9 protein-coding genes are annotated in these 14,558 nt (G+C 56.9%); 6 read left to right on the top strand and 3 right to left on the bottom strand.

Going from position 1 to position 14,558, the window contains the following annotated elements; genetic code table 11:
* Nucleotides 1-357 precede the first annotated feature (357 nt).
* Both GRI91_RS11260 and GRI91_RS11255 read left to right on the top strand, forming a co-directional pair.
* On the top strand, nt 358-1,176 hold the full coding sequence (locus GRI91_RS11260; protein ID WP_160736756.1) for a DUF2711 family protein: 819 nt from the start codon (nt 358-360) through the stop codon (nt 1,174-1,176).
* 194 nt (nt 1,177-1,370) lie between these two features.
* Nucleotides 1,371-1,940 (top strand): hypothetical protein, encoded by a 570-nt coding sequence (locus GRI91_RS11255; protein WP_160736755.1) that lies wholly within the window; start codon nt 1,371-1,373, stop codon nt 1,938-1,940.
* A 112-nt stretch (nt 1,941-2,052) separates the two neighbouring features.
* On the opposite strand, the gene GRI91_RS11250 is transcribed toward GRI91_RS11255, so the two are convergent.
* Together GRI91_RS11250 and GRI91_RS11245 are read right to left on the bottom strand one after the other, a co-directional pair.
* Nucleotides 2,053-2,685, bottom strand: coding sequence for a tyrosine-type recombinase/integrase (locus tag GRI91_RS11250; RefSeq protein WP_160736754.1), 633 nt, complete (start codon nt 2,683-2,685; stop codon nt 2,053-2,055).
* A gap of 506 nt (nt 2,686-3,191) precedes the next feature.
* Complete coding sequence (locus tag GRI91_RS11245) at nt 3,192-5,423, bottom strand: beta-glucosidase family protein (RefSeq protein WP_237437802.1); 2,232 nt, start codon at nt 5,421-5,423, stop codon at nt 3,192-3,194.
* A gap of 352 nt (nt 5,424-5,775) precedes the next feature.
* Here GRI91_RS11245 and GRI91_RS11240 point away from each other — a divergent pair, with 352 nt between their 5' ends.
* From GRI91_RS11240 to GRI91_RS11225, 4 genes are all read left to right on the top strand, one after another.
* Nucleotides 5,776-6,039 (top strand): hypothetical protein, encoded by a 264-nt coding sequence (locus GRI91_RS11240; protein ID WP_160736753.1) that lies wholly within the window; start codon nt 5,776-5,778, stop codon nt 6,037-6,039.
* Entirely contained in the window at nt 6,011-8,665 is a 2,655-nt protein-coding gene (locus GRI91_RS11235; protein WP_160736752.1) for a TonB-dependent receptor domain-containing protein, read from the top strand. Before GRI91_RS11240 ends, GRI91_RS11235 begins: the two co-directional genes overlap by 29 nt.
* Before the next feature lie 70 nt (nt 8,666-8,735).
* A complete protein-coding gene (locus GRI91_RS11230) occupies nt 8,736-10,397 on the top strand; it encodes a carboxylesterase/lipase family protein (protein ID WP_160736751.1) in 1,662 nt (553 codons plus the stop codon).
* Between the two features lie 330 nt (nt 10,398-10,727).
* Entirely contained in the window at nt 10,728-13,478 is a 2,751-nt protein-coding gene (locus tag GRI91_RS11225; protein WP_160736750.1) for a TonB-dependent receptor plug domain-containing protein, read from the top strand.
* A gap of 139 nt (nt 13,479-13,617) precedes the next feature.
* On the opposite strand, the gene GRI91_RS11220 is transcribed toward GRI91_RS11225, so the two are convergent.
* The gene (locus GRI91_RS11220) at nt 13,618-14,538 is read right to left on the bottom strand and encodes a LysR family transcriptional regulator (protein WP_160736749.1); all 921 of its coding nucleotides are present in this window, start codon (nt 14,536-14,538) and stop codon (nt 13,618-13,620) included.
* Nucleotides 14,539-14,558: the final 20 nt, after the last annotated feature.

Genomic DNA, 14,558 nt, shown 5'->3' with positions numbered 1-14,558 from the left:
GCGCCATGCCGGCCGCCAGATTGGTCCAGACATTGCGAGAGGAACTCCAGCACGGCGGATCCGATTTTGCGGCAGGCAAAGCGACGCGAGCTGGTTCCGGCAAGTGATACTCACGCCCAGTGTTGTCTTCAGCCGCCAACAAAGGCGGCATTCACGATGCCTCGCTTGTCCCTCGAAAACTGCCGTTCATTCACGCGGCCAATTATGGCGCCACCTGGGCCGTTAGCGGAACGGCAGCTCTTGAGTTATCGGCGGCGGAAACCGGACAGTCTCCTCCCGACCCCGTTGCGGTCATTGTGGTGGCAGGTTAAAAGAGCGCAAAGCAGACAGATCCCGCTGTCTGTGTAATTGAGCGCCATGGACAATTTCGACCGCAGCAAGCTCGCACCACCGGACGATGCCGCAATGCTGCCTTGGTATCGCGGTGCGTTCAGCCACGGCTTCGTGGCCTTGCATCCGTTTTTTACCGTCGACGGCCTTGATCCGGCCACGTGCGATTACGGAACGTTGGTCATGTCCGGATCGGACCGCCCCGATGACGTGAATTTGCTCGAGTGGATGGATGTGCTCGGAGCCGAACGTCGTGCCGGAAAGGAAATTCCCCACGGCTCTCTCGCCGACATCACAAAGCGATTTGCTAGTCGAATCCGATGGCAAACAATCTGCCAGCAACTAAACCTGCCCGATCATCGCGCTCTCGACCGTGCTTTGAGGACCAACATCTTGGGGCTTCGACGCGACCTTGAAGATCGGGCAGCCGTGGAGAGGCTAGTTACCTATTGCCGCCAAGAACGAATTTTCCTGCCGACTGAAGGCTATTTTCAGCCGACAATGGAGGCCGATCTCGTCTCCCTGTTCCAACGCGCCGGTCTGTCGGAGGTCATTGTGGGCGATGAATTTGGCGAAGATGAGATCGTAGTATCGCTGACCACTCTAGCCGACTGTTCCTCTTGGGAGACAAGGGACGATTTGCCGAAATGGGGCGCGAGGCGGCTCATCGCACCTGATCGATCATTGCTCGCTTGGGTGCACTGGGACAGCTTTTACACGGCGGTGTTCGGCACCCAGGAGCGTATGCGGGATATTCAAATAGGGGAAAGCTTCGAAGGGTTTTGGTGCTCGGAGGAGACCACAACTTTTTGGCTGATGGAGGATGCCGTTCCCATCGTGCAATGACCAATGAAAGTTGCGTGAACCGCAGTTAAGCCTTCGTAAGCTGCCAGACCGCTTTCCACGACTTTTTTGCCGTACCATCGTTTCTCGCGCTTCTCTGAAAGCCGAAATGGCAGCTTTGGCGATTTTCTGATTAAAATCTGCCTTTCCGGATACGACCCCATTGCGGACATTCGGCTTCGCGCTAAGAAGCAGTAGTGATTGATGTCCCACCTGAACCTTTGTCCACGCAAGAACAGGTCATCGAGCAGCGATTGCTCGACTGTGGCCTCAATAGTGGCGGGTTCAGCGTCAGATACGAGGATTACCTCCAAAGCATCGAGATCGTCATCGCGTCGAGCGCTGGCGCGACCACAGATGATTTCAAATGCATTAGCGAGGCCTCTGGCTACGAGATTGTCAGGTTTGAAGACGGTGCGATGTTCGCCGCTTATATGGACTTCGCTTCGGAGCTAGCCCGACCTGAAATGATGGTGATGTTTGAGGATTCGCTGAAGGAGGTCGGCCTATGGGAAGGCTTTCCAGAGCGCGAAGACTTCGGTTCACTCAAAGACTATGCCGAGGCACTTGAGGTGCACGCTGGCTTAGAACCGGGAGCGGCATTGCGTGTTTCAGGTGACGGTATTCTCTTCGATCCGCCAAACGCATCCGCCGACTATGAGGACTTTGCCGAGCGATATTCGAACCTCCTGTCGGTAGTTGCTTACGCGTCCACTAGAGATCGGTTGAACTTTGGTTTCCTCGGAAACGAGAGGGTCGAAGAGTAGCAAAATAGGTCGATGGCTGATTGTCCGCTTTCCACCCCATCATTCCCGTGAAACTCGCGTGACAGTGAACCTGGAAGCGGCCACCCAGAGTCTCCAGGCGACCGCTTGAATGTCAGATTTCTGTCTTCTCCGCGAGCGTGAGAGCGTCTTCGATGTCTACGCCGAGGTAGCGGACGGTGTTCTCGATCTTCGAGTGACCAAGCAAAATCTGGATCGCCCTTATGTTGCCAGTAGCCTTGTAGATGATCGAGGCTTTGGTTCGACGCAGTGAGTGAGTCCCATACTCCGCTGGCAGCAGTCCGATCGCGTCGACCCATTCGTCAACGAGGCGGGCATATTGGCGCGTGCTTAGATGGCGCGAAGCATCAACTCGGCTCGGGAAGACATAGTCCTCGACTGCTCCGCCTCTAATTTCTAGCCATGCGAACAGACTTTCTCTCGCATCTTTTGCGATCTCGAATTGAACGGGCCGACCGGTCTTGCGCTGAGTAATCGTGGCTCGCGTCTTGATCTCTGGGCCACTGACCAAATCGCCAATCTTCAGCTCGACGAGATCACAGCCTCGCAGCTTGCTGTCGATCGCTAGATCAAACAATGCTCGATCCCGAATGCGTTTCTCACGATCCAGGAAAAACCGGATCGCCCATATTTGCTTTTGATTGAACGGACGCTTGGGCCCGATTTTAGCGCCAAAGTTCCATGGCACACGGTTCTGCGCAACTGGGTCAAATTGTGAGTAAGTCATTGTCATTCTCCTGGGCCGGAATGGCCTGGGATAATGTCCGCTCTTGGGAACTAAGAATTCGGAACGCTACGTCCGATACTAGGGCGCGAAGCTGACGCACCGGCTCGCCGTCTGGAACGTCCGCGATCCCATTCGGCATCCCCAAAAGCCGCCGTTCCGGATTGTCCTGAATTGCAGACCGTCAAATGGTGTCCGCGTGAGGTCCGCTGTCGCTCGTCTTGAAAAGATCATGCAATGAATGAGATCTGGTGCAGCTCGGCATTGTCCGTTCAACGGAACAGTAATTTCCCAGTGATTACAGTGCCCATCATATTCATGTCGGGCGCACCTTTTCTCCCTTCGCTTTAATCGACAGGCCCCTTCTCAAAGGGGGGCAAACTAAGGTTTGTTGGACGCACCGAGTTTCAACGGGCACGTGCCTCCGTTCCGCAGAGGCGTATGAAATTCAGCGCAGCAGTCTTGGAATGCTGCGCTGAACTGTTTTGTGGGAAGCGCAATGTGCCGGTTCAGAACCTGGGCGTCAGGGGCATAGTGGGCATCTCGATGGAAACGCTCTCCACCACATCGTCAGAGGCGCGTGCCAGATGTACCTGGTAGGTGCCACCAGTGATATTCCAGCCGCCTTGTGCGCGGTTGAACGTTGCAAAGGTGCGTGGATCGAGCAGCACTGCCACCGAGCTGCTTTCGCCCGGTTCAAGCTCCACCTTTTCAAAGCCGGCTAGCCGCTTGGGGGCTTCTATGCCAGGTCCCGATACATAGATTTGCGCAACATCCTTCCCGGCGCGCTTGCTGGTGTTTTTGATGTGAAAGCGTGCTGTGACAGAGCTGCCTGCCGTTTGTGCGGTAAGCTTGCCATAGTCAAAACTGGCGTAAGACAGGCCATGACCAAAGGCGAAAGCAGGTTTCTCCTTGTGGCTTTCGTACCATTTGTAGCCAACCATCGCGCCTTCGATATATTTCACTTCGGTCGCCGCCGGTGGATTGACATGGGGCAGCTGAGCGAGGCTGTCGACGAATGTAACTGGCAGATGCCCTGATGGATTGACCGCACCGGTCAGGACGTCGGCAATGGCTTCGCCGCCTTCGGTGCCGGGGAACCAGGCGGCAATGATCGCCGCCGTTTTTTCGCGCCACGGGGTCAGCACGACACCGTTGGTTTCGAGCACCACAATTGTGCGGGGATTGGAGCTTGAAACGTCTTCAATCAGTTCGTCCTGATCGTTTGGCAGCGTCAGCGAGACATCGATGCTTTCAGCCGCCCATTGAGTGGCAAATATGATCGCAACGTCGGCCGTACGTGCAGCCTCGGAGGCCGCCGCGCGGTCAGTGCCGTCGACGAAGCTGATCTCGGCATTCGGCAGACGGCGACGGAGTGCCTCCAGCGGTGAAGAGGGATAGAACATCTTTGGTCCTGGCCACATCCGCGGTTCGGCTTCCGGCACGGCATTGCCGCCTACCGGATAAACGAGGGAAGAGCCGCCTCCTGCCAGCACGCCTTTATCGGCGTGCCCGCCAATCACGACGATCCGCCGCGCATCGGTGAGCGGAAGCAGATTGTTGCTGTTCTGGAGCAGCACGATCGAATCGCTCGCTGCTGCGCGGGTTACCTCGGCCCCATGGTCCAGAAGATCGTCCGAAAGTGTCATGGCCGCTTCGGTGATGGGGTGATCGAACAGGCCGTGTTCAAACATTGCAAAGAGAATGCGCGAGGCCGCGCGGTCAACCAATTCAGGTGCAACGGAGCCGGATTCGATCGCCGCCTTCAGATCTGCTCCATAGAATGCACTGGCATCGAAGGGGTAGCCCGACTGCTGGTCAAGTCCGGCGCGCAATGCCGGACCAGTGGAATGGGTGCCGCCCCAATCGGACATGACGTAGCCCGGCCATTTCCAGTCCTCGCGCAGCACTTCGTCGAGCAGCCACGGGCTTTCACACGCGTAATCGCCATCAACCTTGTTGTAGGCGCACATGATCGAACCGGGGCTGCCTATTTCGATCGCGATCTTGAAGGCGAGCAGGTCTGACATCCGGGCGGCGTCGTGATCGATAATCACGCTAACGGCATTTCGATCAGTCTCCTGATCGTTCATCGCATAGTGTTTGGCAGTCGAGATGATATGGTTCGACTGAATTCCGGCGATGGCCGATCCGACAATAGTTCCGGCTAGCAGAGGGTCCTCGCCCCCATATTCGAAATTGCGCCCGTTGCGTGGCTCGCGCTCCAGATTGACGCCGCCTGCGAGCATGACATTGAAGCCTGATGCGCGTGCCTCGGCACCAATCATCTGTCCGCCCTGGAAGGCTAATTTTTCATCCCAGCTCGCCGCGATGGCAAGATTGGAGGGCAAGGCAGTCCGTTCCCGTTTCTTCGGCGCCAACCCCTGGGTCGCTACGCCGATCGCGGCATCAGTTTGCCATTGCGGCGGAATGCCGAGCCTGGGGACCCCTGGAACATAACCGGCTGACCCCTGCCGCGCTTCTTCCGGTGCCTTGGACCCTCGCGGCGGAAAGTCGGTCCCGAAATAACCCATCATGAGGGTGCGTTTTTCCTCAAGCGTCATTTGTGACAACAACAGCGCGACGCGCTTTTCCGAAGGAAGGGCGGCGTTCATCCAGGGCTGTTCGCCTTCAACCATTTCCGCAGTGGCCGATTTCTCCTGCGCATTCGCTTCGCCGGTCCACGCAACCGATGCAGTTCCCACCATCAGCAGGCCGGCCATCCAAATTCTATTCTTCATGTGCTTTCCTCTCCCGACTATCGCGGTTCCGGTAATAATAGTGTCGGCATGCGCACGTGAATTCAACACGATTTACATGATCGATTGATCAGTCGGGTGGATAAAAAAGACAAAATTCTTATCCGTTTAACTGATAAATACGCGGCAAATAGTGATTTGCTGCCTTTAAATTTGCAGTCAATACTGCGCCGGAGCTCGTTTCCAGTGCGCGGATCAAGAACTGATTTCCCCCGGAATACGAGCTCAGGCAGGCGAAAAAATTCGCCGTCATAGGGGAGGTTCGAAAGTGAATTGCAACAAAACTCGGCTGTCTACGTGCGTCAGCAGCACGGCGCTCGCATGTGTAGTCTTGATGGGGTCGGCCGCGCATGCGCAAACTGCTGGTACGGGCGCTGGCCCGGTTACTCAACAGCTGGATCCAGAGGACGAAGCGATATCGGATAGTGCGCAAGACGAGGTGTTTCTGGGCGACGAGGTGATCGTCGTAACTGGCACGAACATATCGGGCGTGAAACCGGTTGGCAGTGAAGCGATCACACTGGACAGGCAAGCCATCATACTCCACGGGCCAGACCAACGCAGCCGACGTGGTCCGGACGCTGCCACAAGTGCGTAATCTTGGCGAATTCCGCGAGGGCGGAACGCAGGGCGGCAACAACAATCAACAGGGCAACGCGATCAATCTGCGCGGCCTGGGGCAAGCCGCAACGCTGGTACTGGTCGATGGTCACCGCATTAGCAATACCGGTGCTTCGCAGACATTCACCGATGCCAATGTCGTTCCGCTCGCTGCGCTTGAGCGCGTCGAAGTGATCGCTGACGGGGCATCGGCGATCTATGGTTCGGACGCTGTCGCGGGGGTGGTTAATTTTGTGGTCCGCAAGGATTACGAGGGGCTTGAGGCAACCTTTCGCGCCAGCAATTCCAATGGTGGATGGGAATTGACCCCCAGCATCACCGGAGGGACTACCTGGGAAGCCGGGTCGCTTGGTCGTGGCAGTATCATCGCAAGTTATGAATATTCGCATCGCGATGCCTATCGGCGCGGCAAGAACCCTTATCTGCGGCAGGATCTCACCCGGTTTGGCGGCTATGATGATCGGCTCAACGGGACCACTGCGACCGCCGGATTTAACGGCAACATCGTCGTCCCCACTGCTGATCCGGACGGCCCCGGACCGCTGCTTCCTCCGACGAATTCGGCGATCCCCCTTGCTGGCGCGAACCTCTATTATGGGCTTCCGGAAGGTACCAATGCCAATCTGACTCTGGCGGATCTTGCGCTGAACCAACCGGACCTGCTCGATTCAAGCGATTTCAGCGACTACACCGGCGAGATGAAGCGGCACCAGGTCAGCGCTTATCTGCGTCAGGAACTTGGCAGTTCGGTCGAAGTCTTCCTGCAGGGGAGCTATAATAAACGCAGCACGATCTCGGCGACGTCCCAAGGGGTCATAACGAATGTGCAGCTGCGGCCCGTGCTCTACGACCCAGCCACGAACACGCCCACTGACACACCCAACCCCTATTATATTGAAGGCCTGGCTGCCGATGCGCTGACGGTTCAATATAACATGATCGACAGTATCGGGCTCAACAACTGGACCGGCGATAACAAATCGTACCACATTACCGGGGGTGTCACCGTCAAGCTTCCCTGGCAGTGGGAGATGGATGCCTATTACACTTACGGGCGCGACAAAGCCTGCAATTATTGTCAGCTGGGCACCAACATCAATTTCGCGGCGCTGCAATATCAGATTGATATTGGCGCGATTAATCCGCTCGACAATGTAACGGGGCTTTCACCGGCCCTCATTGCCAGCATCACCGGCGACAATATCCAGCGCAGCGGCAGTGGCATTGATGACCTGGTGGTCAAATTTGATGGCCCCCTGTTCGAGTTGCCGGGGGGAACCGTGCGCGCGGCTGTCGGCGGGGAACGCAACAAGGTTTACAATTACAATATCAACGGCGCCAATCGTCTTTATGATAATACGTTCCAGCTCGATACGGATGAGAATTCGAGCCGCGGAGACCGGACCATTAACTCGGCTTTCGGGGAGATATATGTTCCCCTGATTTCGGACGATATGGACGTGCCACTGATACAGTCGCTGACGGTGAGCGGCGCCGTGCGTTATGACGATTATTCCGATGTCGGCAGCACCACCAATCCCAAGATCAGCGGCACTTGGGAAATATCCGATGCGCTATCATTACGCGGGTCATGGGGAACGTCATTCCGCGCGCCGAACCTGCCCGATGTCAATCCCAGTGCGATATCAAGCGGCGGTACATTCGGTTATTTCTATAACGGTGCGGACCCGCGCATTGCGCAAGGGCCGATCACCGTCGGCTATATCACCGGAGCGAACCCTGTCATCACGCCCGAAAGCGCGGAAACCTGGCAGATTGGCGGCGATTTCGAGCCGATTAACGGCCTGCGGTTTTCCGCGACCTATTATAACATTGTGTATGAAGACCGGATCGCTTCTCCGGATGTTTTTGGCGCGTTGTTCAATCCGCTCAGCTACCCGGATTATCTCGGATATGCAGATTTCATCTATCCGATCAACAATCCGGCCAGCTGTACCGTTGGCGATCCGTCGACCTACGATCCCGTGCTCGCTGGTTTCCTCGACCGCACATTGCTTTACGGCAATGGATTTCCAAATCCCTGCGGGGTCGCGGTTCTGCTGGATGGGCGGAACACCAATCTCGCCGCTACCCGGCAGGATGGGCTCGATCTGCAAGCCAATTACGTCCACCCGATCGACGGTGGGGCGATCACTTTCAACCTTGCGACCAATACCGTGCTGTCGAACGAGCAGCAGGTTAATCCCGATGATCCCTTCATGGATCGCCTCGGCTATTACAGTTCACCGATAAAATGGCGCGGGCGTGGTTCTGTGGGATTGAACTATCATGGCTTTAGCGCGCTCTTATTCGCCAATTACACGGGCGGCTATACCAATGATCAAGCTGTTGATGATCAGGCGCAATCGGTCGCACCGGTTGAAATCGGGTCCTACACCACCTTCGATCTGAACCTGAGCTACAGGGCAGATTTTGATGGCCGCCTGGGCGATATTTTGAGCAATCTGCGAGGATCGGTGAATATCCAGAACCTCACCGACAAGGCGCCGCGTCTAGCCTATACGGCTGGCTCGGTGTTTAATGCCGCTTACTCGTCACCGTTCGGTCGGACGGTGACCTTGCAAATCTCGATGGGTTTCTAACGCAGCGGGATGAATAACTGCTTGGGTGAGTGCGGAACAGTATTCTCCACCCTGCCATAAAAGAGAGAAAATGATGCGATCCAAGATATTTATGATGCTGCTTGCGGGGACCGCCGGAATGGCTGTGCCGCAGACGGTGTTCGCCCAATCAACCGAAACGCAGATCGACAGCGGTACCATCCGCGGCGATCAGGAGGATGGCGTGCTGAGCTGGAAGGGTATTCCCTTTGCACAGCCTCCTCTGGATGATCTGCGCTGGCGCGCGCCGCAACCAGTGGAACCGTGGACGGGCGTTCGCGACACGACCGAGTACAGCAATGACTGTATGCAGATCCCCTTTCCGAGTGACGCTGCACCGCTCGGCACGGAACCGGCCGAGGACTGCCTCTATGCCAATGTCTGGCGACCGGCGGGTGAGCAGACAGATCTCCCCGTGATGGTCTGGATCTATGGCGGCGGGTTCGTGAATGGGGGCGCATCGCCGCCCACCTATTCGGGTGCCCATCTGGCGCGTGAGGGCGTGGTGTTTGTCAGCTTCAACTATCGCGTCGGGCGGTTCGGCACCTTCGCTTTGCCGCAGCTCACCGCCGAGAATCCCGATGATGGCCAGCTTGGCAATTACGGCACGATGGATCAGATCGCGGCTCTCAAATGGGTTCAGCGCAATGTTGCTGCTTTTGGCGGAGATCCGAAAAATGTGACGATCATTGGCGAGAGTGCCGGGGGTATGTCCGTGCATAGTCTGGTTACTTCGCCGATGACGGAGGGGCTGTTTCAACGCGCAGTCGTGATGTCTGGCGGAAACGGCAAATCCGAAGACGGCAAGACGCTGGCCGAGGTCGAGCAGGTCGGTGAGAACTTCGCCCGTCGCTATGACATCGATCCCGATGCCCCCGATGCGCTCGCACGTCTGCGGGACTTGTCGGCAGAGGAAGTCACCGATGGGTTGAGCATGATGGCCCGCCAGGATGGTCCGGAAACCTACACTGGCCCGTTTGTCGACGGTACCGTCATTGTCGATATGGATGAAGCCTATGAGGCGGGCGATTATGCCAAGGTGCCGATGGTGATCGGGGCAACAAGCGCCGATATGGGCGGGAAGAGCGGTTTCATGATCGCTGGCGCACGCGATGCCGCTGGTGTGATCGCCGATCAAGATATTCCCGTCTGGGAATACCGCTTTTCCTATGTGGCGGATTCTATCGATATGCCCGGTGCGCAGCACGCAGCTGAAATCCCCTATTTCTTCGACAACACTGAGATCAAATATGGTGATGCGACGACCGCAAAGGACATTGCGGCCGGCAAGACGGTGAGCAGCTATCTCCTTAATTTCGTCAAGACCGGGAACCCCAACGGTCCAGGCGATACCTATTGGCCTCAGCATACGACGTCAGGTGATGAAATCATGGATTTCTCCGTCTCCGGCCGCGCTGTGCCTCAGAGGGACCCATGGGGAGAGGAAATCGAAACCGAACGCCAGCGGATGAAGGATGCACGCGCATCTGGGCATTATAATAGCCTCACCACGCCGATCGGCGAGATGCTCGATGATCCAGCGGCACAGGTGATTGTTGCCCGCTATTTCCCAGATCTTGTGAGCAGTCCACAAATCGGCATGGCGCGTGGCATGACCCTCAACGCGATCAAGGGTTATATGCCCCAGGTCATGACCGAAGAGCGGTTGAAGGCTCTCGACGAAGAACTGGCGCGGCTTCCCAAACAACAGTGAATAGGGCGCCCGGCATCGGATCATTAACGAGCCGATGCCGGGCGCGTCACGTTACTCCATTTGGGTCGAGCGCTGTGCATCAGGGGCGCTCGACTGTCGGCTCTTTTCTCGAAGAACCAAATGTCTCTTTCGCTACATACCTCCGCCATCGCACGTCACAAATACGCATCAATGCGCAGAACTTCAGGAGTTCGCCTAGCTTACCCAGTCATTCGTTTTCTGGATTAATCCATTGAACTTTACGATTTAACTAATGGATGGACATTGCTCAATGTCGATCTCGCGCGGCACCGGCTCGACACAGAAGCCAGGTCGCAGAGGAGATGATGAATGGCTCAACGTGTTTTTCCAACGCGTCACGGTTCGGTTGCGGTTTCCATGATCGCACTCGCCGCAACGCTCGTCACACCGGGTACCACACAGGCACAGGATATTGCGCCGAGCGGCCAGAGCGAAGCAGCCGATGGCGCGCAGACTGGCGAAATCATTGTGACTGGCAGCCGCATTGCCCGGCAGAGCCAGGAAAATCTCTCATCACCGACACAGATTCTGAGTCAGGAAGACATTGCCGAATCCGGGTTGGTCGGGGTTGATGATCTGCTTTTGCTCGACACCGCGAATATCGGCAGTACCGGCGGCGCACAGGATCTGGCCGGGGGCGGGGCCGATGATCGTGCGACACGCTCCGCCAATCTGCGCGGTCTGGGCGTTCAATCCACGCTGGTTCTGCTCAATGGTCGGCGCGTCGCCCATACCGATAATTATGTCAATCTCGTTGCGCTCACTCCTTCGATTGCGGTTGAACGGGTCGAGACGGTGCTTGATGGCGCGTCAGCGCTGTATGGTTCGGACGCGATTGCAGGCGTTATCAATGTCATCACAAACAAGCGTTTTGATGGGGTGCGTCTGTCCGGTCAGTATACCGATATCGCGAATGCGCCCGGTTACATCGTGCAGGGCATGGTTGGTGGCGGCACCGACCGGTTCCATGCCGTTCTTTCGGCGAGTTACGAATATCAGGACAAGCTCCAGGGGTATGAACGCAGTCGTACCAATTTCGACAACACCTCGGGCCTCGCGCAGCCGGGCAATTATGTGTTGCGGAGCCGTCCGCAAACAGCCGGCGGCGGTGATGTCATCATCGACAATGGCATAAATGGCCCGATCAATTATTCGCAGCTTTACGATCAGCAAGTCGCCGAAACGGGCAGCAATACGGTGCAATTTGCCGACCCCGACTGCACCGATCCGACGACTGGCGGCATCTATGCTGGCGCAGACGCTTTCCCGCTGGGATCATGCCGTTTCAGCTACCAGCAGCGCAACCCGATCAAGCCCCGCTCACGCGTTACACTCGTCCATGCCGACGCGAATTATGAGCTGGGCAACGATTCCGATCTCTATTTCGAAGGCCGCTATTATCAGCAGGGCACCGAACGGTTCGGGGTAGGCAGTTTTCCCATTACCACCGGTTCGCTCGTCGTGCCCGCTTCCAACCCGTTCAACCCCTATGGTGTCGACGCGACCTTTGTCGGAAGGCTGCTGGGCAATACCGCGCCTGACCGGGTCGAACGGGTCGATGTCGATGCTATGAGCCTGATCGGCGGGGCGAAGGGGCTGCTGCCGTTCGGCAACAATTGGCGTTACGATGTATCCGCAGGCTACTCGCGAGAACATTTTGTTCTGCACAGCAGCGACACCGACCTGATCGCAGCGCAGAATGCGTTCAATGGTTTCGGCGGACCCGATTGCCAGATCGGTCCCAATGGCGTGCCTTCAGCAAACGAAGTCGCCGGTGAAGGTAACTGCGTCTATTTCAGTCCGTTCGGTCAGGATCAACAGACCAACGACCCACGAACCAGCTACAACACGCTCACGCCGTTTCAGCGGGGACAGACATCAGAGGTTCGCTTTGCCGAAGCGGTTGTGTCGGGCGATTTGTTGGAACTGCCGGGCGGCACGATGGGCGTGGCAGTCGGAACCCAGATCCGTGAAGAGAGCGAAGACATATTTCTCGACTCAGGCCTGATCAACGGGCGCTTCGGTTTTCAGGGCAAGTCGCTGCCGGGCAAGGGCAGCCGCACCATCAAGTCCGTGTTCGGAGAGGTCTATCTGCCACTCTTCGAGAGTCTCGATATCCAGCTTGCCGGCCGTTACGAGGATTATGGTCAATTCTCCACCGTCGATCCCAAGATCGGTATCAATTTCAGGCCAGTCGAATGGCTCGCTATGCGCGGGTCATACAGCACCGCATTCCGCGCACCTGATCTGGGCCAGGCGGTCACCAATACGGTCACCTCGGGTGTAGGGCAGACAGTCGATCCGCTTGATCCAACCGATCAGGGGACGTTCCGCACGATCAGGACGGTATCCAATCCCAATCTACGACCCGAACAATCCCGAAACTTCAATTTGGGCTTCACCGTAACGCCAAGCCGGCGCACGCATCTATCGGTTGATTACTTCGACTTTAAGTTCACCGACCGCATTACGCTGGAAGCCGCGCAGCAGGTGATCAATGCCGATCCGAACGGTCCGCGTATCACGCGTGACGAGTTCGGCAGGCTGCTCGCTGTCAATATCGGCTATTTCAACGCCGGGCGGACGGCCACCAACGGCTTTGACGTGCGCGCAGGCTATGCGCTGGAGGTGGGCCTCAACACTTTTTCCATAGAGAACAACGCAACCTTCATCACCACCTATGAAGTGCAGCTGGGTGTGGGGTCACCCGTCATCGATGCGCTTGGTGGTCGCAATGCAACCAATCCGGGGGCGCCAGCGCCGAAATTCCGCGACAATTTGCAACTGTCATGGAAGAACCAACGTCATTCGGCCAATGTTCTCATGCGCCACACCAGCGGGGTAGAGGATGATCAGGGCACTGGCCGCATTGATGCATGGACGGTGTTCGACGCCCAATATGCTCTCAAGCTGGGCGATAACGGCCAATATAAGATCGCGATTGGCGCCCTGAATCTGTTTGATCAAAAGCCCCCACAGGCTGGCTTCACTGGATATTTACCGTCGCTCCACGATGTCCTTGGTCGCCAGGCCTATGCGCGATTGACGGTCGATTTCTGAGCGCATGGTCACGTCGCTTATCTCGGAATTTATCGGTTGGCAGGGGGCTCGCTCTGGCGCGCTTCCTGCCGATTGCGCCAAAGCCAAACGGACTGCACCGGACAAGAGGCGCAGGTCTCATGTGCCGTGCATCGACCTTTCACGGAACCTTGGCGAGCTGACTGGGGCCGTTCACGCCGCATTCCTCGCGCAGAATATCCAGGAATGCCGCCGCAGCCGGAACAAAGGGGTTGTCGCGGGTGCGGATCACCGAAAGCTTGCGCTCTATGATTGGATCCTCAAGGTCAAATCTGACGACGCCCTCCAGATGGTCGGGCACGCCGGAACTTGGCAGGATTGCGACACCGAGGCCACTGGAGGCATAAGCAATTGCTGTCGGCATCAAATTGGGTTCAAGCACGATGTCCGGCTGCACGCCTGCTTTGCGAAACCCGCTTTCCAGCAAGCTTCTGATCGTGGTTCCCTGGCTCATCGCTATCAGCTTGAATTGTTCAAGATCGCGCCACGAGAGACTGTCTCTGCCGGCAAAAAGCTCCTTCGATGCGATCGCAACAAGGCGATCGACCATGATCGGTTCGCTCACGACCATTTCCGTTTCGCTGACATAGCCGATGCCAAAATCCACTCTGCCTCTGGTCACGTCTTCGACCAGTTGGTCACCCGGAACGTCGATAATCGATATGTCGATTCCCGCGTGACGGGAGGCAAAGACGTTGGCGACCTTCGGCATGATCACCATGCACAGCGACGGCAACGCCGCTACGCGCAAACGGCCGCGGCGCAGGTTCGCAAAGTCCTGAATTTCGGAAACGGCATTCTGCAGATCGGCTACGATCCGCTTGGCCGAAACGAGAAACTCTTTTCCGGCAGGGGTGATTTCCACCAGCCGTGTGGTTCTGGTCAGCAGCGGAATCCCGAGATCTTCCTCAAGCTGGCCGATCAGCGCACTAAGCGCGGGCTGCGACTTGGCCAGCGTTTGCGCAGCGCGCGTGAAATGACGCTGTTCGCACACTTCAACAAATGCCAGCAAATGGCGAAAGTCGATTCTGTTGCGGCTCATGGGAATTCTTTTCATAGCCT

Source organism: Altericroceibacterium endophyticum, assembly GCF_009827595.1.
GTDB classification, from domain to species: Bacteria; Pseudomonadota; Alphaproteobacteria; order Sphingomonadales; family Sphingomonadaceae; genus Altericroceibacterium; species Altericroceibacterium endophyticum.
Note: the sequence above shows the minus strand (reverse complement) of the source record. Positions and strands in the feature narration are given on the sequence as shown.